Source organism: Halalkalibacter hemicellulosilyticusJCM 9152 (assembly GCF_000513115.1).
In the GTDB taxonomy this organism is placed as follows: Bacteria; Bacillota; Bacilli; order Bacillales; family Bacillaceae_D; genus Halalkalibacter; species Halalkalibacter hemicellulosilyticus.
The window spans coordinates 10034-30999 of the sequence record NZ_BAUU01000026.1 but is presented as its reverse complement, the minus strand read 5'-3'; the positions used below and the strand labels follow the sequence as shown (position 1 = coordinate 30999).

At 40.7% G+C, this 20966-nt stretch carries 18 protein-coding genes, 7 tRNA genes and 1 pseudogene; 3 read left to right on the top strand and 23 right to left on the bottom strand.

All coding sequences use genetic code 11. The features are described from left to right. Window positions 1-84: 84 nt before the first annotated feature. Both JCM9152_RS15655 and JCM9152_RS15650 read left to right on the top strand, forming a co-directional pair. The gene (locus JCM9152_RS15655; RefSeq protein ID WP_035346170.1) at window positions 85-660 is read left to right on the top strand and encodes a TetR/AcrR family transcriptional regulator; all 576 of its coding nucleotides are present in this window, start codon (window positions 85-87) and stop codon (window positions 658-660) included. A gap of 161 nt (window positions 661-821) precedes the next feature. Then, window positions 822-1736, top strand: coding sequence for an NmrA/HSCARG family protein (locus JCM9152_RS15650; RefSeq protein WP_035346168.1), 915 nt, complete (start codon window positions 822-824; stop codon window positions 1734-1736). 628 nt (window positions 1737-2364) lie between these two features. Here JCM9152_RS15650 and JCM9152_RS22695 read toward each other — a convergent pair. After that, complete coding sequence (locus JCM9152_RS22695) at window positions 2365-2526, bottom strand: hypothetical protein (RefSeq protein WP_156315002.1); 162 nt, start codon at window positions 2524-2526, stop codon at window positions 2365-2367. Between the two features lie 1265 nt (window positions 2527-3791). Between JCM9152_RS22695 and JCM9152_RS15640 the strand changes: the two genes are divergently transcribed. Next, window positions 3792-4070, top strand: a complete 279-nt coding sequence (locus JCM9152_RS15640; protein ID WP_035346164.1) for a hypothetical protein — start codon at window positions 3792-3794, stop codon at window positions 4068-4070. Window positions 4071-4233: 163 nt separating this feature from the next. Here JCM9152_RS15640 and JCM9152_RS21480 read toward each other — a convergent pair. The 22 genes and pseudogenes from JCM9152_RS21480 to JCM9152_RS15535 all read right to left on the bottom strand — a co-directional run. Next, a pseudogene (locus tag JCM9152_RS21480) lies at window positions 4234-4380 on the bottom strand (heteromeric transposase endonuclease subunit TnsA); the annotation flags it as partial. Window positions 4381-4491: 111 nt separating this feature from the next. Next, entirely contained in the window at window positions 4492-6291 is a 1800-nt protein-coding gene (gene glmS / locus JCM9152_RS15635; RefSeq protein WP_035346162.1) for a glutamine--fructose-6-phosphate transaminase (isomerizing), read from the bottom strand. Between the two features lie 410 nt (window positions 6292-6701). Beyond that, on the bottom strand, window positions 6702-8048 hold the full coding sequence (glmM, locus tag JCM9152_RS15630) for a phosphoglucosamine mutase (RefSeq protein WP_035346160.1): 1347 nt from the start codon (window positions 8046-8048) through the stop codon (window positions 6702-6704). 26 nt (window positions 8049-8074) lie between these two features. Continuing rightward, window positions 8075-9310 (bottom strand): CdaR family protein, encoded by a 1236-nt coding sequence (locus tag JCM9152_RS15625; RefSeq protein ID WP_035346158.1) that lies wholly within the window; start codon window positions 9308-9310, stop codon window positions 8075-8077. Continuing rightward, complete coding sequence (gene cdaA, locus JCM9152_RS15620) at window positions 9303-10148, bottom strand: diadenylate cyclase CdaA (RefSeq protein WP_035346156.1); 846 nt, start codon at window positions 10146-10148, stop codon at window positions 9303-9305. The genes JCM9152_RS15625 and cdaA overlap by 8 nt, the downstream gene beginning before the upstream one ends. 165 nt (window positions 10149-10313) lie before the next feature. Beyond that, window positions 10314-10940, bottom strand: coding sequence for an anti-sigma factor family protein (locus JCM9152_RS15615; RefSeq protein ID WP_035346154.1), 627 nt, complete (start codon window positions 10938-10940; stop codon window positions 10314-10316). Between the two features lie 16 nt (window positions 10941-10956). Then, window positions 10957-11520 carry an RNA polymerase sigma factor SigW gene (gene sigW / locus JCM9152_RS15610; protein ID WP_035346152.1) on the bottom strand — a complete coding sequence of 188 codons (564 nt, stop codon included), beginning with the start codon at window positions 11518-11520 and terminating at the stop codon, window positions 10957-10959. A 651-nt stretch (window positions 11521-12171) separates the two neighbouring features. Continuing rightward, window positions 12172-12244, bottom strand: a tRNA-Ala gene (locus tag JCM9152_RS15605). An 11-nt stretch (window positions 12245-12255) separates the two neighbouring features. Continuing rightward, a tRNA-Gly gene (locus JCM9152_RS15600) sits at window positions 12256-12327 on the bottom strand. 11 nt (window positions 12328-12338) lie between these two features. Continuing rightward, window positions 12339-12411, bottom strand: a tRNA-Lys gene (locus JCM9152_RS15595). A 32-nt stretch (window positions 12412-12443) separates the two neighbouring features. After that, window positions 12444-12518 (bottom strand) — tRNA-Gln (locus JCM9152_RS15590). A gap of 10 nt (window positions 12519-12528) precedes the next feature. Beyond that, window positions 12529-12613, bottom strand: a tRNA-Tyr gene (locus JCM9152_RS15585). 23 nt (window positions 12614-12636) lie between these two features. Continuing rightward, window positions 12637-12712, bottom strand: a tRNA-Val gene (locus JCM9152_RS15580). An 8-nt stretch (window positions 12713-12720) separates the two neighbouring features. Further along, a tRNA-Glu gene (locus JCM9152_RS15575) sits at window positions 12721-12795 on the bottom strand. A gap of 241 nt (window positions 12796-13036) precedes the next feature. Continuing rightward, window positions 13037-14185, bottom strand: a complete 1149-nt coding sequence (locus JCM9152_RS21475; protein ID WP_052016008.1) for a peptidoglycan-binding protein — start codon at window positions 14183-14185, stop codon at window positions 13037-13039. Then, a complete protein-coding gene (locus JCM9152_RS22405; RefSeq protein WP_158318448.1) occupies window positions 14185-14307 on the bottom strand; it encodes a phage holin in 123 nt (40 codons plus the stop codon). Before JCM9152_RS22405 ends, JCM9152_RS21475 begins: the two co-directional genes overlap by 1 nt. A 97-nt stretch (window positions 14308-14404) precedes the next feature. Next, window positions 14405-14686: a hypothetical protein gene (locus tag JCM9152_RS15560; protein ID WP_035346150.1), complete on the bottom strand. Its 282-nt coding sequence runs from the start codon at window positions 14684-14686 to the stop codon at window positions 14405-14407. A gap of 179 nt (window positions 14687-14865) precedes the next feature. Further along, window positions 14866-15111 carry a hypothetical protein gene (locus tag JCM9152_RS15555; protein WP_035346148.1) on the bottom strand — a complete coding sequence of 82 codons (246 nt, stop codon included), beginning with the start codon at window positions 15109-15111 and terminating at the stop codon, window positions 14866-14868. Beyond that, the gene (locus JCM9152_RS15550; RefSeq protein ID WP_035346146.1) at window positions 15111-15545 is read right to left on the bottom strand and encodes a hypothetical protein; all 435 of its coding nucleotides are present in this window, start codon (window positions 15543-15545) and stop codon (window positions 15111-15113) included. The genes JCM9152_RS15555 and JCM9152_RS15550 overlap by 1 nt, the downstream gene beginning before the upstream one ends. Then, entirely contained in the window at window positions 15542-16996 is a 1455-nt protein-coding gene (locus JCM9152_RS15545) for a gp58-like family protein (protein ID WP_148296524.1), read from the bottom strand. Before JCM9152_RS15545 ends, JCM9152_RS15550 begins: the two co-directional genes overlap by 4 nt. Next, window positions 16917-18605, bottom strand: coding sequence for a hypothetical protein (locus tag JCM9152_RS15540; protein WP_035346142.1), 1689 nt, complete (start codon window positions 18603-18605; stop codon window positions 16917-16919). Before JCM9152_RS15540 ends, JCM9152_RS15545 begins: the two co-directional genes overlap by 80 nt. Beyond that, window positions 18602-20896, bottom strand: coding sequence for a phage tail protein (locus JCM9152_RS15535; RefSeq protein WP_052016006.1), 2295 nt, complete (start codon window positions 20894-20896; stop codon window positions 18602-18604). Before JCM9152_RS15535 ends, JCM9152_RS15540 begins: the two co-directional genes overlap by 4 nt. Window positions 20897-20966: the final 70 nt, after the last annotated feature.

The window sequence follows — 20966 nt, the reverse complement described above, 5'->3', positions numbered from 1 at the left end:
ATTTTAAAAACATTACCTGAGTAATGTAATACCATTTCTTTGTTAAATGATTTATAATAGTGGCAAAGGAGTTGGGGGCAAGAGATGAGCTCAAAAGGCACGACAAAAGAAGCTATTTTGACCACAAGCATACATTTATTTAATAAATATGGGTTCGATCAAGTCACGATCAACCAAATTTGCAAAGAGATCAATGTGACCAAAACCGCATTTTATTATCATTTCAAATCCAAGGACGAGTTGATTTCTGAATTTTTTTCGTTTGACAATATGATATCCAATACTGATTTACTGGACATTCTGACCGTCACTGATTATGCCGATCAGGCGATGAAGGCCATGGAGATTTATGTGAAGCACATGGTTCGTTTTGGAGTCGAAATGACTAGGGAAAATTATAGGATCCACCTGCGAAACCAAGTACTTCCTCTCGATAAAGGCAAGTCATCGTTGCTGAACAGCATTATTCCCACGCTGGTTCAACGCGCCAAAGACGCGGGCCATATCAACAATCCTGCGAGTGCCGAAGATTTGCTTGATTCGATGTGCATTATAGCCAATGGAGTCATTCTGAATTGGGCCGTCACGGACGGCAAGTTCGATGTTCTGGAAGAAGTAAGGAAGCGGTTTGAAATTTTGTTGGTCTTGAAAGATGAATAAGTGTTATAAAATGTAACGCTCCGCTCAAATGAGGGAGCGTTTTTTTTGTGTCAGGGATTTTCATTCCGAAACTTTACACAACAAATACTTTACCTAGGTATTGACTTTGCTTTACTTTGGTAATATAATTTGGTTATTCAATAAGATAGGAGAGATCAGATATGGGACACAAACATACAAGAACGATATTGGTAATAGGCGGTACAGGAACACAAGGCGAAAACGTGGCCCGCGAGTTGCTGCAGCACGGTCATCTCGTGAGGATCCTGACCCGAAACCCGGAGTCGGAGGCGTCCCAAGCGATGGCCGCCTTAGGAGCGGAAATGATCCAGGGAGACATGGCCAATCCGGCATCGTTGGAGCCTGCCATGGAAAATGTATCGGCAATTTTTTCGGTGCAGTACGCCGATCCCTATGATCTGACGGTTGAGCCGCGTAACGCCGCAAACATGGTGCAAGCCGCAAGGAAGGCCGGAATCGAACAAGTCGTACACACCTCGGTCGCCGGCAGTAATCTGTTTCCGCGGTGGGACAAACACAAGTATCTCGTTCAGACCTGGGAGAATAAATACGAAATCGAAGAGCTTATCCGCAATGGTGGATTCCGGTTTTGGACGATTCTGCATCCTTGCTGGTTTATGGAAAATTTTGTAGAGCCACATTCGGCCATTATGGCGCCGGAATTAAAAAACAGGGTTTTGTTTGGCACGTTGAAAGGGCATACTCCTTTAAAATTAAATTCCGGGGAGGATACGGCCAAATTTGCACGCGCGGCTTTTGAAAATCCGGAGAAGTTCCGTGAAAAGGATATTAATATCGCAAGCGACGAGCTTTCCATGACGGAGATTGCAGAAACGCTAAGTCGCGTTCTTGATAAAAAGATAGTTTTCGAAACTGTAGACGATGAGGAATCCCGGAAGCGCGGCATGTTAGAGGGAACGGTTTATTTTATGGAGTGGTTGGAAAAAGTACCCGGTTACGGTTTCGATATTGAGGAAACAAGGCAGTATGGAGTTGAGCTTAAGTCATTTGCGGAGTGGGCTCAGGAAAACAAACATAGATTTGTAGTGAATTAACGGGAGTAATAACGCCAAATGTTTCCTTGGAGGGAACGTTTGGAACGCGAGCTTCATTGAGGTGAGTTAGACTGAATTTCGAACAGCAGATCGTGCTGGAATTGTACGAACGGAATAACCTGTGCAGTGACCTCTCAGGGAACAACCGCCCAGAATAGGTTTGGAACCGGCAGGACATCCTCCTGGACTTGTTTAACAGAAATGAGGCGCTCCATGTTTTTGGCGCTGCACATTTTGATTATTCAACCTGTCGAATTGACAGGTTTTTTGCATTTCCGTAGTTAAAACAATCGTTTTCCATGCTGATTTTCAACAATATATTTTGACTATATTCACGCCAATTTTCCATAGAGTCTGTCTCTGTTCTATTAACACCCATAGATGTACACGCGAAATCCGTAAGTAAGTGCCTCCCCAAACTTGAGGGGCTTGTATCTTGTTGCCAACCCTAAATTCATATTTGAATCGTTATAGGTTTTTGAGAAATTCTTAGCATCCTGACTACACATCCAACCAATGCAAATAATAATAAAGATTTCTTAAGTTTATACATTATACCCCCACACCATTTGTTTTGTTATCTCATTCTTCTACCCCTTCAATATCTTTATAGCTCATTAACACTCTCTTATCCGTTATCAATTAACTCTACCTCCATATCAGAAAAATCAACTTCATCTTCAATTAGAATTTCTCTTACTTTGGCATCTTTTTTCGATAAGGAGAAATTTCGATTGTTATATGTGATAAACATATTAATATTCTTTTTATAGGTCATTCTTTTATACATACTTGGATGCTCATCTCAAATACTTTCTTCATCCAAGCTCCTTAATAAAGGTTCGTAAATTTAAAAGAAGCTACCTGAGTTATATTTACAAAGACTCATTCTTCTTGAATATTTTCGGAGTAAATCCTCTGTTTTAAACTTCAGACAAACATACTCTCTATCTGAAGCTTGCATTCTTGGATTGTCAACAGTAAATCAGACAGCTTTTTTAAGGGCTTCTCGGCGATACTGAACAGGTGTCTTAGAGATCGACCGATTTCATATGTTTTCAAAAGCTCATGAGTGAGGCTACAACGTCTGATACGTCTGCCTTTCCCCTTGATCCTTATTCATTTTATCTCTTGTACGATAGATGTTTATTTTAGAAGAGAAACGGAAAAATACCTGCTTCTGCTCCGAATTTGGAAAGTTTTAGTATTTAAGAGTCGGTATTTATTGGTATTTCATTTTGGCCAATATCGTGAGTAATTAACCTCTAGATACCAACTCTGTTGTCAAGGCACTAACTTTGGTGTAAAGAAACCAACTATAATGTCTAGGAAATAACTATAATGTCACCAGACATCACTGTAGATTTAAAAGTAAATTTGATCAAAAACACCTCCCAAACCCATATATTTAAGTCCAATTGGAAAACTCGTTTGAAAAAAAGATTGATCAAAAGGGGGTCTTTATTTGTGAAACGTTGCACATTAGATGAAAGAAAGTTTAATCATTTTCTCAGACCGGTCATCAAACCCTGGATTGAAGAAGAACAATGGCCAATTTAATGACTATCGTCCTTCCTTCTTTCTTGTTGTACAGTATTGTTGTAAGTATACTTGAACTGTTCAGTAAATAGATTTGTTGTTTTCTCACCTTACTCATTCAACAGTCGCGCACGTTTCTAGTATACCGACTTTTTAGAATTTTCGATGGGATTTTCCAAACCACGTTTTTTCAAGAGCTGTTAAAACGGTAAATCATTTTTAGATTGCTCATTCATTTTCTTTTCAATGGATTCCAAGAACTAAATGAGGGCCGAGATATTTTTAAAAATCAGCATGCTCTCGTCATAGTTCAGCAATGGATTGTCATGAGCAAATGATTTATCATTCCTGACAGGATTAAAAGCATCCAAAAGTGAAATGGAAGTTTTTAATATCCTCCGCGTCATTTCCGTTTCGATATAGCCAATGTAGCTACTATGTTAAACTAGTAAACGACTAATGCAAGCCCTTTCAAGGAAAAAAAGTAGCCTTTAAATAGAGGATGGAGGTGTAGAATTGGAAGAATCATATAAAAAAATATTTATGCTTACTGATTTGCTGCTTCTTCTAACTTTAGCGGTTGGATATTTCATTATGTATTTTACTGGCATAGCTCACGGTGAGGTTAATGTCCCATTACTACTAATGTCTGTTTTTGGATTAACATCATTCTTTAGTAAAGCTGCTATTTATACAGTGAAGGGCGAAATCGGGAGATCGGTAGCTATGTATTTCTCGTCGTTTTGCTTCTTAGTTGCATTTTTTGTGACCTTAGTCTTTATGGTGATAAGTTAAAAGCAATATCTTTCATCTATACAATAGAGTTACGTGGTAATTAAATTTAACACAATCGGAGAATCCGATAATTTTCTAGGGTTTCGTCGGACGACGGAACCTTTTTAATATCGCTTCCGATAGTACGCGAATTTATAATTGTGGTTTATTTAAAAAGGTTTGGTGTCTTTATTCCTTTCAAGTGAGTAGATCTACCTAACGAAGATACATCTTGAATTTTTAACCATGGTTTATATTTTGAACCGATACCTAAGCCACGGCCTTCTTTTATCCATTTTTCAATTTTAGATGTTCTGTTTCTTTTTGACATAAAAACACCCCTTTAGACAATTATATCCAAAGGGGTAAAACGGTACATCTTTTTTATAAACGGTACGACTTTATTTCAAACCTACACTCACAACCACCATCCACACATACCCTACTCCACCGTCACACTCTTCGCCAAGTTCCTCGGCTTATCAACATCACAACCACGATGTAGAGCGGCGTAATACGAGATAAGCTGCAACGGAATGACAGTTGCCAGTGCTGAGAGCATTGGGTGTACGCTTGGTAGGACAAAAGCGTCTCCTTCTTGGTCTAAGCCTTCCATGCTAATAATGCAAGGGTTCGCCCCACGTGCAGCGACCTCTTTCACGTTACCACGGATGCTTAAATTGACATGAGCTTGAGTGGCAACGGCGACAACTGGTGTGCCGTCTTCAATAAGAGCAATCGTTCCGTGCTTTAACTCTCCACCGGCGAAGCCTTCTGCTTGGATGTACGAGATTTCTTTTAGCTTCAGTGCTCCTTCTAGGCAGACAAAGTAGTCAGCTGCGCGTCCGATGAAGAAGCAGTTTGGCGTTGTGAGCAAGTAATCGCGTGCGATTTGCTCAAGCTGATCTTTTTGACCGCATAATGTTTCCATAGCATTGGCGACAATCGCAAGCTCCTGCAATGGATCAAATGGAAGCTCGATGCCTCTTGCCCGTGCCGTATCGACGGCAAGAAGCGTAAGAACAGCCATTTGTGCTGTATAAGCCTTCGTTGATGCAACGGCAATTTCTGGACCGGCATACGTATGAAGGGTGAAGTCCGCTTCACGCGAGAGCGTTGAGCCTGGTACATTCGTAATCGTTAGGGCTTGATAGCCTTTTTCTTTGATTTCAACAAGCACACCTCGTAGGTCTGCTGTTTCTCCACTTTGTGAAATAAAAATAAAGAGTGGGTTCTCGGAAAGAAGTGGCATGTTATAAAGAAATTCACTGGCAATATGAACTTCTACTGGACGTTCTGCAATGCGTTCGATTAACTGCTTTCCTACTAATCCAGCATGATAACTCGTTCCAGCTGCAATAATATAAATACGATCGGCTTCACTCATCGCTTGACGAATGTTGTCATCAAGTCGAACGGTGCCATCTTCATTTTGATATTTTTGGATAATATTCCGAATGACAAAGGGCTGCTCGTCAATTTCCTTCAACATGAAGTGAGGGTACGTCCCTTTTTCAATGTCACTCGCATCTAATTCCGCTGTATACGGAGAACGAGCCACTACTGTGCCATCTAATGTCTTAATTGTCACCTCATCACGTCGAACGAGAACAATTTCTTCATCCATAATCTCAACGAATTGATTGGTTACTTGTAGCATCGCCATCGCATCTGATGCAATCACATTCGCAGTATCACTGACACCAATAAGGAGCGGACTCTTATTCTTTCCAACATAGACAACGTCTGCATCCTCTTTATCTAACAAGGCAATCGCATATGATCCCTTTAATAGAGATAATGTCGTACGGAACGCTTCCTCAACTTGTTGATTCTGAGCGACAAAGTGTTCAACGAGCTGAACGATCACCTCTGTATCCGTGTCACTTTGCAGTTCAACCTCTACATAGTCTCGCTTAAGCTCTTCGTAATTCTCGATCACACCATTATGCACAAGAGTAAAACGTGACGTTGTACTCTGATGTGGGTGAGCATTCAACTTGCTCGGTACACCGTGAGTTGCCCAACGTGTATGACCAATCCCTACCGTTCCTTGAGCTGATTCGTCAACCGCATCACGTAGCGTTGCAATGCGACCCTTTTCCTTATAGACTTGCACATCTTCGTTGTTGCGCAAAGCAATCCCAGCTGAATCATACCCGCGATACTCCAGTTTCTCTAAGCCACGTAATAAAATTTCCTTCGCTTCTTCATTTCCGATATAACCAACAATTCCACACATGTTGTAGCTACCTCCTATTGTGAAGGCAAGCTGCACTTGAGGGCACACTTGCCCCCACTCTCTTTTTATTTTTTTAGAAGGCATGTTGCTTCTGACTTTGTCCATAGAGTTGCCTCTATGTTTTTTACAAAAGCTTGGCGGCTGTCATGCTACAACCGGAGGGCATCCGCCGAACAATCGATAAACCCTCTCCTCGTCAACTACACATTCACTCGTGTAGTCCTGGCGCTTTTCGTTGCAAACCTTACGATCCACCTTTCTATTCTTGACTCACGGAACATCATACCTTATTGCCTTCTATACGTCAATAATCAATCAGCCCCCTCTAACGATATTCTCTCTTCCAAATGCTTCTCTATATAAAATATGCATAAGCTCCCCAATTGGTGCAGCTTATGCATCATATCAAACTATTCTTCTAGTCCAAGCTCTTCTTTTACCACTTCAGCGATTTGATTCACATAGCTTGTGCAAAGTTCTTCTGTCTTCGCTTCTACCATGACACGAACAAGTGGCTCCGTTCCAGATGGACGAACGAGCACTCGACCTTCACCACCCATTTCTTCTTCTACTTGTTCAATTACTTTACGTACTTCTTCATTATCCATTAATCCATTTTTGTCAGATACTCGAATATTAACGAGCTCTTGTGGGAAGGTTTCCATTTCTCCTGCTAATTCCGATAGCTTTCTTCCAGTTGCTTTCATAATATTCACTAGCTGCACAGCTGTTAACAACCCATCACCTGTCGTAATATGATCTAAGAAGATAATATGTCCTGATTGCTCTCCACCGAGATTATAGCCACCTTTACGCATTTCTTCCATTACGTAACGATCGCCAACAGCCGTTTGCTTCGCTTCAATTCCGATCTCCTCTAATCCTTTATAGAAGCCAAGGTTACTCATTACTGTAGAGACAACCGTCCCATGATTTAACCAGCCTTGGGCCTTCATATATTTTGCGCATATGTACATAATTTTATCACCATCGACGATCTGACCTTTTTCATCAACAGCAATGAGGCGATCCGCATCACCATCAAAGGCAAGTCCAATGTGAGCTTCCTTCTCTAAGACAAATTGGGCTAATGCTTCTGGATGAGTTGATCCACAGCCTTCATTAATGTTAATGCCATTTGGACTTGCTCCCATTGTCGAAAGATCCGCTTCTAAGTCAGCGAATAAATGCGAGGCTAATGAAGAAGCCGCACCATTCGCACAATCAAGCGCAACATGGATTCCAGTGAAATCCTCTTGAACCGTCTGCTTTAAGAATTGTAAATATTTCTGGCTTCCTTCAAAATAATCAGTCGTTTGACCAAGACTTCCACCAACAGGACGAGGCAAGTCATCCTCTTGATCGAGTAATTGCTCAATCTCCTCCTCTTGCTGATCCAAAAGCTTGAAGCCATCTGGTCCAAAGAACTTAATCCCATTATCAGGAACAGGGTTGTGCGAAGCAGAAATCATCACCCCTGCACTCGCACTTAGTGCCTTCGTTAAATATGCAACACCAGGAGTCGAAATGACTCCTAAGCGCATCACTTCAGCACCAATGGAAAGGAGGCCAGCGACTAGTGCACTTTCCAACATTTCCCCAGAAATACGTGTGTCGCGTCCAATGATCACACGAGGCTTATCCTCTGCTTTTGTTAACACATATCCACCCATACGCCCTAATTTAAAAGCAAGCTCCGGTGTTAACTCACTATTCGCTACACCTCTTACACCATCTGTACCAAAATATTTACCCATGAATTATTCTCTCCTTCAAAAAATCATCACTCAGATTTGAGTTGTATTTGAACTGGAATTGTTTCATCCCTTAACTGAAAACGAATATGTGGCGGTCCATTAATTTGAACATCAACATCATGCTCACCTCTAGATAATTGACTAACGTCGACAAACGCTTGTATATCGTCAGCCGTCATTCTCGCCAACAAATCAGCTGCCCCTTGCGCGATGACTGTTGTCGAAGGTTCAATACCATCCATAAAGGTCACCTCATCCTCATCGCTATCACCGATTAAATCAATCGGAATGTTCTCAAATTCCTCGGTTTCCTCTTCAGCAATACTCACTTGGACCGTGGCAATCTCTGGCGATACACTTTCCACTCCATTCGGTAATGGGATCGTCATCTCAATCGTTTGACTTTCGTCTAAATCACTTAAATCTAGCTCACCGACACTAATAACGTTAATGTTATCAATAATCTCTAGTGGACCGTAGATCGTCACTTCCTCAGGTTCAATCTCTAGCTCATCAATACTCATTCCTTCAGGCAAATCACCAACCCGAGTGACCCGTGTCGGCACGGTTCGATTTGGACTCGTAACTGGCACGGTAATATCCACAACAGCTGGCTCTACTTCTAAGTCAAGCTCGTTACCATTCTCATCATACAATTGGACAGGAGCTGCATCTTCTATCGTTTGATCCGCCCCACTCACATCAATAAACGCTCGTGCATGCTTCACTTGGGAAACTTGATCCCTTGCAGCTGTCACTTCGACATTCACAGGAGAAACAATAGGCGTTCCTAAGGAATATCCTTCTACCACTTCATCCTCATTCATAAATTCCACTTGAACAGGTAAGGATACGGTTTGCTTTTCCTGTAATTCTACCCGAACATATTGAGGCTCAACCGAAACCGATAAATCACTTGGGAACCCTCTGTGCTCTACACTTACAGTATGAGCTCCTTCACCACGATCTGATACATCAGCAACGACTTCATACGAGCCTCTTGCTAACTGAAATAATGTAATCGATGTTTGCGGTCCCTTTAACGTCACTTGTACATGTTCAGGGTAATCGATCAATTCATAAACCTCTTCATTGTATAAGACAGATAATTCAACCTCTTCCAATGTATACGTTGCTTGATTCGTTGGAAGTAACCCGGTCTGATTTGTCATATCATCAATGTTAACCATCGTGAACAGCATTAACGCGATAAAGAAAGCAATCATTTTGACAAACCAATGATTATTAAATAGCTTATCCATCTTTCTTCCCTCCCCACTGCCAGCGTGAAGCGGTTGTAGGTTTCCCTTCTTCCAATAATTCCTGCTCTAATAACTCTCGCATTTGCGACTCATCGATATCACGATGAAGCTCACCATTCTTCGTCAATGATATCGATCCTGTTTCCTCGGACACAATAATCGTAATACAATCTGTTACTTCACTGACACCTAATGCCGCACGATGGCGTGTGCCAAGCTCCTTTGAAATAAATGGATTCTCAGACAGTGGCAAATAACAAGCTGCCGCTAAAATAGCATCTCCTTTTAACACAACGGCTCCATCATGTAATGGCGTATTCGGAATGAACGTGTTAATTAGTAGCTCTGAAGATAAATGCGCGTTCATTTTTATACCGGTTTCAACATAGTCATTCATCCCCGTCTCACGTTCAATCGACATAAGTGCTCCGATACGACGTTTCGCCATATATACCGTCGCCTTCACAATCGCATCAATCGATTGCTTCGTCACATCATGCTCTGGAATCGTACGACTTGAGAAGAAACGGCCACGCCCTAACTGCTCAAGCGCACGCCTCAATTCAGGCTGAAATATAATAATGATCGCTAACAGACCATAAATGACCGTTTGATTCATAATAAATTCTAGCGTACGAAGACCAAAGAAACGGCTTAGGAACCATACGAGTAAAATAACCGTGATCCCTTTCAATAATTGCACAGCCTTCGTCCCACGTATAAGCATTATTAATTTATAAACAACAAATGTCACAAGTAATATATCTACAATTTGACCAACATAGTTGAGCAAACGAATATCCCCTAATGCAGAAAACACGGCTCGGCCTCCAAACATACGTGAAATCAACTGCTGTCCATTATATCACAAAACCTTCTGACTTCGCCTCCTAATTACAATTGCTGTTCAAAATAACTTAGATACGTCTTCTAAAGCTTCAAAAGACCACTGTAAAAGTGAAAATCGTACTTTTTCAGTGGCCTCCTTTATTGTAGGGTGAGTTTATTTTTCACCATTCGTAACAGCTATAACATCTTTAAAGAACTTCTTCGTGTGATACCAAATCCATTCAAGTGCTTGGTCGACCTCATGTATGTCCCCCGACACATGCCCGGCCGAAGCGTAGTACGTCTCACTATTAATGAGGAGAACATTACCTTGAATTTCGCCATCTATTTGCAACTTTCCATTTTGAATCGTTAAATCTCCTTCTATGACTTCTCCCTCAGGTACAATCACAACACCATTTTCCTGATTAATGGAGAGCTGTGAAGAACCTCGAACGACTAATTCACTCTCATCGTTCCACATCGTTGATAAGCTCATCGCCATGAGCAAAAGAAATACAGCAGCCGCAACGATGATAGGATGCCTTCGTGTCCACTGCTTCCACTTTGATGTCTGCTTTCGTTCTGGTAACTGGTTCATAACCGCGCTTGTAAAGTTAGACGGTGCCGCAATATGCGATGAACTTTGGACAAAAGCAATCGTCTTTTTCAACTCTTGAACCCGTTTTCTACATTCTTCACACTCAGCCAAATGTTCATTCAGTCTCTTTCGTTCTTCACTCGTTATTTCTTCATCAAGGTACGCTTGTATCAACTTGTCATATTGCTTTTCGCATGTCATCCAAAGGCCCCCCTTTCTACATGTGGCGCATTCTCTTACGTAACGCCTCTCTCCCTCTATGAACTCTTGTTTTCACAGTGGCAGGTGGCATATCTAATATTTCGCTTATCTCATTTATAGAGAGGTCTTCAATGTACTTCAATATGATAGCGGTTCGGTATTTGATTGGTAATTGATTAATTTCATTTTGAACCCAATCCTGCAGCTCTCTTGTCACGACTTGATCTTCAGGCAGCTCCTCATCTGCAGCCAACTGAGATTCAAACGTCACGCCATCCGTTCCTTTCACTTCATCCTGCAAGTAAAAGTCTGGCTTCTTTTTCCGCAAGCGATCAATCGATACATTCGTCGCAATTCGAAAAAGCCATGTCGAGAACTTTCTATTTATATCATAGCGATCAATATTTGTATAGGCACGCAAAAATGCCTCTTGAGCGACATCTTGCGCTTCATGAACATTGCCAAGCATGCGATAACAGATTTGATAGACTTTATCTTTATATAGCTCAACAATCTCAGCAAACGCCTCTTGATCGCCTTTTCTCACTTCCCCAATTAATCGTTTAATCGTACTCTCCATCTCTCATATCCCTACCTAAACGGTTCTGACATCATATACGCATCCACCTTCATCAAGGTTTCAACCTTTTTAATAATATCATAAAATAACAGTATTTAGGCTAGGAATTTCCTTCTTTTTTCCTGTCACATGACCTTGACTAAACCGTTCTATATTCTGATACCATAAGAAATGACTTCCGATTTTTCCATTTTTGAGTACCATCTTTTACTATTTACATAACCAGAGCTTAAACTAATTTCGAAACGAAGAGATCTGCAAAAATAACAGAACTGCATACAGAGCAGCCCTATCTCCTCCATTATCCATCGGAAAGACAAATGCTGCGCAAAAAAGACAAAGGGAATTCTCATGCCGCTATATAGGGGCAATGCCGTTTCTTGAGAAGCATGAGGAATCCTCATTCCGCTATATGAGCAAATGAGGCCAACAGGAGCAATAAAAGACGAACTAGAGGAATGAGAGAGCCGTAACAACATAAAAAAATGATATAGAGGAAAAATAGAGGAAAGAGGGACCTCATACAGTGCGCGATCTATCTATACACTCCGACTCCTCCGTCCATCCTTCTGCATTCCTTTAATACCACAACAAAGAAGGTGTTTAAAAGGACTCAAAGCCTTTTAAACACCTTCTATATGAATATGTAAGTGGAGCCTAGCGGGATCGAACCGCTGACCTCCTGCGTGCAAAGCAGGCGCTCTCCCAGCTGAGCTAAGGCCCCGTTATATAAAAAGCGGAAGACGAGATTCGAACTCGCGACCCCCACCTTGGCAAGGTGGTGTTCTACCACTGAACTACTTCCGCATGTTTGGAAATGAGCCATGAAGGACTCGAACCTTCGACCCTCTGATTAAAAGTCAGATGCTCTACCAACTGAGCTAATGGCTCGAAAGGCAATCATCTTGCCTAAAAGATAATCATGGCTGGGCTAGCAGGATTCGAACCTGCGCATGACGGAATCAAAATCCGTTGCCTTACCGCTTGGCGATAGCCCAATAACAAGCATGGTGGAGGGGGACGGATTCGAACCGCCGAACCCGGAGGGAGCGGATTTACAGTCCGCCGCGTTTAGCCACTTCGCTACCCCTCCACTTATTTATCTTGTCCATTATATGGTGGAGGATGACGGGATCGAACCGCCGACCCCCTGCTTGTAAGGCAGGTGCTCTCCCAGCTGAGCTAATCCTCCGATATGTATGGTGACCCGTACGGGATTCGAACCCGTGTTACCGCCGTGAAAGGGCGGTGTCTTAACCGCTTGACCAACGGGCCAACTTGTTCTTTCGTACTGACAAAAAATATTATAGCTAAATCGGGCATTGAAGGCAAGAGATTTTTATAAAATTTATGCAAAACCAAGATGAATCGTTAAAATTCTTAATCTCATATAAACTCCTGAATAAACATAATAGACATTCTTTCTATTAGTATACTAATAATAGCTCCCATTAAGAAAAACCGGTTCATAAAAACCTCGTGTCTTAATGGGAGCATCCCTTTACTCTAAAACATCTTAATCAAACAACTGCCCCCACGTTTGTTCGCCTACACTGCCATCTATTTGAATACGTTCCGTTTGTTGGTACCTCGTTACAGCAGAACGTGTCCTATTACCATAAATTCCATCAATAGAACCCGGATCAAACCCAAGTACTTTAAGACGACCTTGTACATATCGAACATCGCCTCCTCTCAATAGTGGAGATACTACACGTAATAATCGTCGGTAATGAATCGCTTGGTGATACTTAACATATGGTGCATTAGCAGAGCACCAATCAAGGCTGCCAATATGATACATTTGTCCTTGCTTGGCGTAAACTTTCACAATCATTCCGCGTGTAAGTTGTCCAGTTATCGCCGCTGTAAACGATGACTCTTTACGCCTATTTAATGTCGATGATAAAACTTCAACGAATCCGTTTTTCTTATTTCCTTTAGTAGGAGATTTAGAACGATTAGAAACATTAAAATTGATCACTTGACCGACACGTAATTGAGTAGGGTCGACATCAGGATTCGCACGTATGAGATCGTCTACTGTCACACCAGCAGCGCTTTCTTTGTGTGCAATACTCCAATAAGTATCACCCTCTTGAATCATATAGGTTGATGGTACCTCACTTTTTGGAGGTGTGGATACGTTTGTTGTATTAATAACGTTTTGATAATCAAATCGACAGCACTGCTTCCAAGAGTACCCTGGAAACTCATGGTGAGATTTATCTACCTGACCAATCCCATCATCCACAAGTGCTTGCTGTAATTCTGCAATAGACATGATTGTAGAATCGTCTAACTCTTCTGTTCGATAGTCACCAGCCACACAAATGCCCAGTGCAAATTGATTACTATTACCGACATGATACGTGCGACGATCAATGTCATGACAATACACAATACGAGCACGCCTCCCGTAAGACGTGTTAACGACATTTCGTGGTTCAATTACAAATGTGTAACCCACCCCTGGCCACCCTAATGACTCTACATGATACCTCGCAAAACCGGCAGCTGTAGAGCCTGCTAAATCCTTTTTCGTTAACGAATGATGCCATGCACGATCGGTAATGACACGTGTCCGTTTAGAATATAGCCCCTTTCTCGGTAATGTTTTACGTTGATCAGATAGTTGAGGAAGTCTTTCAAATTGATAGTCCATTAAGCACTCTCACCTTTTTTTACTTTTTCAATGGCCATCTTTTGCTCATGCCCTTTTTTCGTAATGTAGTTATTCTTCCATGCAGCATAAACGGCTAATGCAGCAATAGCTAAGCTCGCCACCGCCTCGGTAATATCCTCTGGAACATGAATTCCAAAGTAGCTAACAATGCCACAATTAAACCGAAAAAACGTGTAATACTCCCCGTATCAAACATCATCACTGATCTCCCCCTTTTAACTGATCAATTCTCCTATGCGCTTGCTTTGTCGACTCCTCTACCCTCGTTATCCGTTCACCCATTTGCGATATTTGCTTCTCATTTGCCCTAAGGTCTATCTTGATATCGTCCACTCCTCTACGAATATAGCCTAACTCTGCCTTAACCTCCGCATTTTCCTGACTGTCCGTTTTCACCTCTTTTATATGAGTAAGTTGGTAAGCTAGATAACTGATGACTAATCCAGCTATCGCAACTAATACTCCCAATTCAATTGACAAATTCTCACCTCATTTAAAAAGGGGCTAGGACAGAAGTTTTTTTATGCATGCGAATCCGAACATAGCTATGCAAAAAGCCACTCATGAAATCTACTTCGCTACGTTCTCTACATGTTCGGATTCTCAGCTAAACACTTTTGTTATGTCCTAGCCTCCTCTTTTAACCAAAATAAAAAAGCCTACTCAGCTTCTAGTTCAACCTCTGTATCTTCTTCTCCTCGCAAACCTTTCATTAGCTTGTCTACGACTAGTTCAGTAAGTGCAGCTAAAGCCTCATTACCTTGATATTCCTTTGCCGTTAATGGAATGTAACCAGTGACGCTATACGTGTGTCGAGCATTTCTCCCATGAAAGTAGACATCCACCCTTGAAATGTCACCATCTTGATATCGAATATTGGTTGAATTAATTTGAACGTTCGTCATTATTCATCACTCTCCTTTTTTTCAACATTTTCAAATGATTCGACTAATAAAAAATGAGCCTCTGCATCTTTATCAGAAAGCTCTTCGTTATAATCATTCACAATCTCTTCCACTGTCTTCAAAGCCGTTTCTAAATTCTTATCACCTACTGTGAAATACTCTTGATACAATTCCTCTTGTTGCTTTTTGAACTCTCTCTTGTCTTTGTCCTCCTTAATCTTGAAACCACCTCCTTGAGCCTGTACTAATTCACCTTGATCATCAATTTCAGCGAAGGTCTTAACAAGCTCTAGTTCTTCTTCTAAAAACTGTTGATTTTGTTCTTCTAACACTTTCACTACTCGCATACGGTGTATCGACTGCTTTCCTTTTAGTGACATTCTCTTCAAAAATTCAGCTGTACCTTTTAAATCTTTATATTGTAATTTCATCATGCTATCTTCTCCTCTAATTCTTTTATTTTTCCTTTTAGATATTGATTTTCGATCTTAATCCAATTCATTTCATCTTCAAAGTTAGCTTTTAGCTTTCTTATTGTAGGGATAAGAAGTACCCATAATCGGTCATACTCAATTCCTTCAATTTCTGCTCCGTCCTCACCATACTCTACAAATTGATCAAGCCCAACGTCTCTTACATCTTCAGCAATTAATCCGAAATTTCGTCTAAGCTGGATATCTTCTTGCTTTGTATCGTACCCCTCGCTCAAGCATGTTGCATAAACTTCACAACTACCTTTGTCATACCAACTCTTTACCGTTAAATCTAAGATTCTTTCATAGTCAAACCCTTTTGTCTCTTCATCTTCTATCAGTAATTTATATTTACTGGCAGATGTTGACCGAAGCAAGTTGCCCGAATCTGCTACACGAACATTGGCTGAGTTAGATGATGTACGGTTCCAAATATCTACACTTCGAACATAGTTTCCAGAAGGAGATGTTGCACCCACTTGAATATACGCATTTCCACTATTCATTAACACACCAATTGAAGTCCCTAGAGCTACCTTTGCACCTGAAGAGCCTCTTCTCAGCGCCAGCATTGCAGTACCGTTCCAAGTATAGTTTTGCAGGTCTAAGTGACGATTTCCATCGCTGTACCCGTGAGAAGAAAGTCCAGATATATATAATCTGTAACTACTGTAGATGTTATCGCTTATCGTAAATCCAGCGTTCGTAACAGTGTCATCCTTGTGCCAAGCTAGTTTCTGTGTGTAAATACCATTATTATTATCATCATGAGACCATGACATGTAACCACAAGCATTGGTCATATTGAATGATAGTCCTCTGTGTGAAGCATTGGTTGTCCAATGAGAGGCACCTATATTTCCTATATGATTATTATCACGATAAAAACTATGCCCATTGCCGTTTAACAGCGATGTACGATTATTGTTTGACAGCGTTTCAAGTCCCAAGCCCGTAATCTGTACTTGCGATGTGGTATTATTCCAGTTATTACGAACAAATGAAGCTGTACTTCCTATAAGCTTATCTACGCTAAGGTTTGCAATTTTAGCATTTGTGACTGAACCGTCTGCGATGTTTGCTGTGTCAACGACTAATGTACTTAAATTTAATCGATTAGCATTTAATGTATTGACTTGTATTCGATTGCCGTGCATTGTCCCAAATGTCACCTTATCAGCTGACAAATTAGCGATATGAGCATTTTGGATAACCCCGTTATCAATTAAAGTAAGTCCGTTCAAATGTATAAGATTACTCCTTATTCTTACACCCTCTTGCGACAAGTTAATGGCCGATACGATACCGTCTACATCGACTTTAAGGTTTATCTCATTGGCTAATTGCGTAATTTGTGATTCTGCTCTTAAATAAGCTACTGACGCCACCAACGGAATTAAACGTTTGTACATTAGTTAAATTACTAGTCTCTACTGGTAAAAGCATTTCACTGCTAGAGCCTATTTGACCATAAAAACGACAATCAGTATTCCATAAACCAAAGTCATTACCTGTGTTATGCCTCAATCCAACATAACTTTGACCATTATAAGTACATGTTACCATCGACCAAGAATCTGTATAGTGTACGTCTATCGCTTCATGATAACCGGACGCTCTGCTCCCATCACTACTATTATTAAACACAACTTTTACCTCACCAGAACTATAATGACCGCTTACTCTTCTACCTGTTAATGTTCCTACCGCAAAATTACTTGCACCTGTCAAATTTGAACGGCATAAAAGAATAACGTAATCTCTGGACGAGCTAAAAGGAAAATTAATTCTATATTCTCTCGCTCTCTGGTTAATATCTGTTTCTAAATTATTGATTACATTACCGAAATGTTCTTCTGTTACTCTTAATTGTATAGCATCTGCATTTTGTGTTATTAATGATTCTGCCACGTTAATTCTGTTTGAAGCTACATAACCTCTGCTATCACCAAAATCAACTGTACCATCTTTAATATTAAAGGTAATATCTAGCCATCCCCCATAAGTATCTGAACTTCGTGCTTTACGGAAATGTTCTAAACCTGCACCTTCTCCCATATTAGGGATACCAATTAAGATATAACTAGCGCTTCCACCCCAACCATCACTCATATAGACAGACTCAGACCCACCACATCTATAAATTTGCTCCGGTAATCCTCCCGTATTTTTATTTTGCTCTGGTGAATGACATGCTATCAATACAATTAAATAATTTTCATCATAACTTGATAAATCGTCTGCTAAATTACTTGCTTCATCAGAAGAACTCCATACATCATATCTCTTAGCAAAAATCCATTCTTCTTTGGATCTATTCATCACATATAATATAAAAGAACGGTCATTCCCACTAGGTTCATAAGGTATTAAATCCCCCTCTTCATCATACAAACCGGAAGGAGTAGGATAGCGATTACTTCCTCCACCATTCCATGCTCTTGCTACTGCTCTATACACATTTCCTTTTCTCGCTAAGCCATCAGTAAATTGTGTCACTGTAACTCTTGACTCAATACTGTCAGCGTTTTGTGTTATTGACGTTTCTGCTGAATCTAAACGACTAATAATATTATTTTGATCTGTTGTATAATCTGTAATAGAGACACGACTTTCTATTGCTTCGGCGTTTTGTGTTATTGATGATTCTGCTGACACTAAACGACTATCAATATTATTAATATTGCTATCTAAATCTTCTGGTGCTTCCGTCCAGTCTGTTGTCGCTTTTGTACCTTTTATAATTTTAATTGCACCTATTAGTGTCTCTCCATCTAAATGCTCTGGCGGGCTAGATTGAGCATATCTTAAATGATAAAACTGTGAAGTGTACCCCTCTGGAATTGTAAAGGTTACATCAACTCTTTGCCATCCCTCACCTTCAATAAAGGGTGTTACAACTGAACCCCCTTCAATATTTATATCACTATGTTTAAATAAATAAGGTAAATCACCGCTTAAATGTTTATACCATATAGTAGCTGTATAAGTTCCACTCTCATAAACTATTGTGCTATTCATATGGCGTGATCCAGTAGGTGAGCAACAAATAAAGCCGAATGATCACTAAAAGTCCCTTCATCAGCAATTGAGAAAAAACCACTCCAATAATCACCTGAACCACCTTTAAAGGCACTATTTAAAACTAAGTTTCTACCGCTAATTTGCAACCCCTCAAACTCTGTAACTGTTACACGTTGTAAAATTTCATCAGCATTTTGCTGTATTAAACTTTCTGCCGATCCTATACGCTGATTTAAAGTATCTTGGTCTGTTTCGTACTCCGATAAAGATACTTTTTGTTCAATGGCTTCTGCATTTATTTCAATGCTTGATTTATTAGCTGTAACTCTCTCATCTAATGATTCTGTCTTTGTTGCTATTAAGCTAATTGCCTCTGCACTTTGTGTTATCGCTGTTTCTGCATCTGACAAACGTGTAGAGATACCACCTACATTATCTTCTAGTTCCTCAAATTCTGTCCTAGTTGCTCTTTGCTCAATTTGTTCTGCATTTTGTATTATTGCTGTCTCATTATCTTCAAAACGTATAATAAATCCATCTTTATCTACGTCATATTCGGTTAACGAAACTTTTGCATTTAACGCATTATCAACCTGTTCTATTGTATACGTATTGTCTTTATCTGCTTTTGTTAATAAACGACCATCAACCCATTCAGCATCAACTTTATTTGCTATATCTATCTCTATGTCATTTATTGTGCTGTTTAAGTCAATAACTGTATTTTGTAAATTATCAAAATCTGCTTGATCTACTTTTAGCTGAAGCTGCCCATCGACATATTCAAGGCCTGCTTTTTTAGCAATTTCTTGCATAAGCTCTTGACGCTTTTCTTCGATTTCCTCATCGGTATACGTGCGAGCTTCCTGTTGTATGATGTTTTTCGCCACTTCACTAATCTGGTCAAAGTCAACTCCATTTTCTCCGATAATCCGACTAACCTCATTAAGCTCTCTTAAACGAGCTGCCAGATCTTCACCAAATAAGAGATCATCCGTTATGACTCTCACCGTAGATGCTGTTACTTCATGCGTAAAATCAGAAGCTGTACCATGTGTATTCACTGCTCGTATACGGTAGTACCATTGCTGATCCGTCTCTACATTATGAGCAAACGCACCAACTTTTCCTCGCCACAACAAATGCTGACGATCAGGTACAAAATCTTTAACCTGGCTACCATACACCTCGTAGTAGTGTACGTACACCTCATTGGAATAATCCCAATAGAGTTGAATGACCTGAAAGCCGCCTTCTGCTCTCGCATTTGCCGGTGTTTGTGGCTTAATATTAGGGTAACGCTCATTCGTAATAGGCTGTGCTTCTGAATCCCACTTTCCACGGTTTCGATCAATATCCGCTTCGATTCTGTCAATCCGATCATCTTCCTCATGAACAGACAGAAATTGCCCCATCTCCACCATCGCCGTTCCCTCGATATCGGTAAGGTCGTATTCAACAGCAATAATGCGTGTTTGAATTTCAATAGGCTTGCTAAACTGTCGATCAATGGCTCTAGCTGTATCACCAAGACTTACTTTTTCATGATCATAACCAGCCATATGCTCAAGTAAATGAACAGACAAACGATAATGGACTTCCGGTACACTTACTTTCGGAAGGTGCTCCCACGTTTTTTGTAAAAGTAACTCTGGATCTTCGATGTCTTGATCCTGCCAAATTCCTTCTCGATGCAATAGCTCTCCTTCGTATTGTCGACCATACTTCTGTAATGCTTGAGGATCACCTACCCAAGCTTGTCCTAGTGGCTTATTTGTTGGATCTCCACTAGCCGTACTCCATTCAACAGCGGCAAAATCAAGATACTGAGTTTCACCTCCTTCATCACCCTCTGTAGTCAAAGAGGCACCTCGCCCGTACAATGCAGTAACGGGATATGATAAAATGGTCCGTTGTATTTCAGTAATATCATGATCAATCTCAAACCGCTTACCGTTATCTGCACCAAGCCTCTGCAAAAGCTTTACGTTACGAGCAACAATATGATTTTGCTCGTCAAATACAACAACGTCCTTTACATCACCTCCCCATACTTCAAGAACATTCCAAACCGCAACCGCTGAGGAAATGTAATGAAATTGAGTCGATGCTTGACCAAACTCCCCTTCAACAACACCAGTCCATCGCGTTCCGACAAGAGCTGCATCTAGCGCAACCTGCGCCGATTGACTAATAATGTTTTGCTCTACGACAATATGCTCTTGCAATTCTTCCGCAAATGCAGGCATACAAATAGCTGTCGTTTGTGGACCATCTGCATCATCCAATTCATCTAACTCTTTAATAATAAATAAACGAAGGTCGCCTTCCTTATCGCGAAAGGCAACCTGATTTTCT

What these genes read in the sequence shown, in the direction of transcription:
- glmS (WP_035346162.1), bottom strand. Translation starts at nt 6,291, where the DNA reads ATGTGTGGAATTGTTGGTTATATCGGAAATGAAGAAGCGAAGGAAATT.
- JCM9152_RS22695 (WP_156315002.1), bottom strand. Translation starts at nt 2,526, where the DNA reads ATGTATAAAAGAATGACCTATAAAAAGAATATTAATATGTTTATCACA.
- JCM9152_RS15655 (WP_035346170.1), top strand. Translation starts at nt 85, where the DNA reads ATGAGCTCAAAAGGCACGACAAAAGAAGCTATTTTGACCACAAGCATA.
- glmM (WP_035346160.1), bottom strand. Translation starts at nt 8,048, where the DNA reads ATGGGTAAATATTTTGGTACAGATGGTGTAAGAGGTGTAGCGAATAGT.
- JCM9152_RS15615 (WP_035346154.1), bottom strand. Translation starts at nt 10,940, where the DNA reads ATGACATGCGAAAAGCAATATGACAAGTTGATACAAGCGTACCTTGAT.
- JCM9152_RS15625 (WP_035346158.1), bottom strand. Translation starts at nt 9,310, where the DNA reads ATGGATAAGCTATTTAATAATCATTGGTTTGTCAAAATGATTGCTTTC.
- JCM9152_RS21475 (WP_052016008.1), bottom strand. Translation starts at nt 14,185, where the DNA reads ATGGACTATCAATTTGAAAGACTTCCTCAACTATCTGATCAACGTAAA.
- JCM9152_RS15555 (WP_035346148.1), bottom strand. Translation starts at nt 15,111, where the DNA reads ATGACGAACGTTCAAATTAATTCAACCAATATTCGATATCAAGATGGT.
- JCM9152_RS15545 (WP_148296524.1), bottom strand. Translation starts at nt 16,996, where the DNA reads ATGTACAAACGTTTAATTCCGTTGGTGGCGTCAGTAGCTTATTTAAGA.
- JCM9152_RS15650 (WP_035346168.1), top strand. Translation starts at nt 822, where the DNA reads ATGGGACACAAACATACAAGAACGATATTGGTAATAGGCGGTACAGGA.
- JCM9152_RS15540 (WP_035346142.1), bottom strand. Translation starts at nt 18,605, where the DNA reads ATGAATAGCACAATAGTTTATGAGAGTGGAACTTATACAGCTACTATA.
- sigW (WP_035346152.1), bottom strand. Translation starts at nt 11,520, where the DNA reads ATGGAGAGTACGATTAAACGATTAATTGGGGAAGTGAGAAAAGGCGAT.
- cdaA (WP_035346156.1), bottom strand. Translation starts at nt 10,148, where the DNA reads ATGTTTGGAGGCCGAGCCGTGTTTTCTGCATTAGGGGATATTCGTTTG.
- JCM9152_RS15550 (WP_035346146.1), bottom strand. Translation starts at nt 15,545, where the DNA reads ATGATGAAATTACAATATAAAGATTTAAAAGGTACAGCTGAATTTTTG.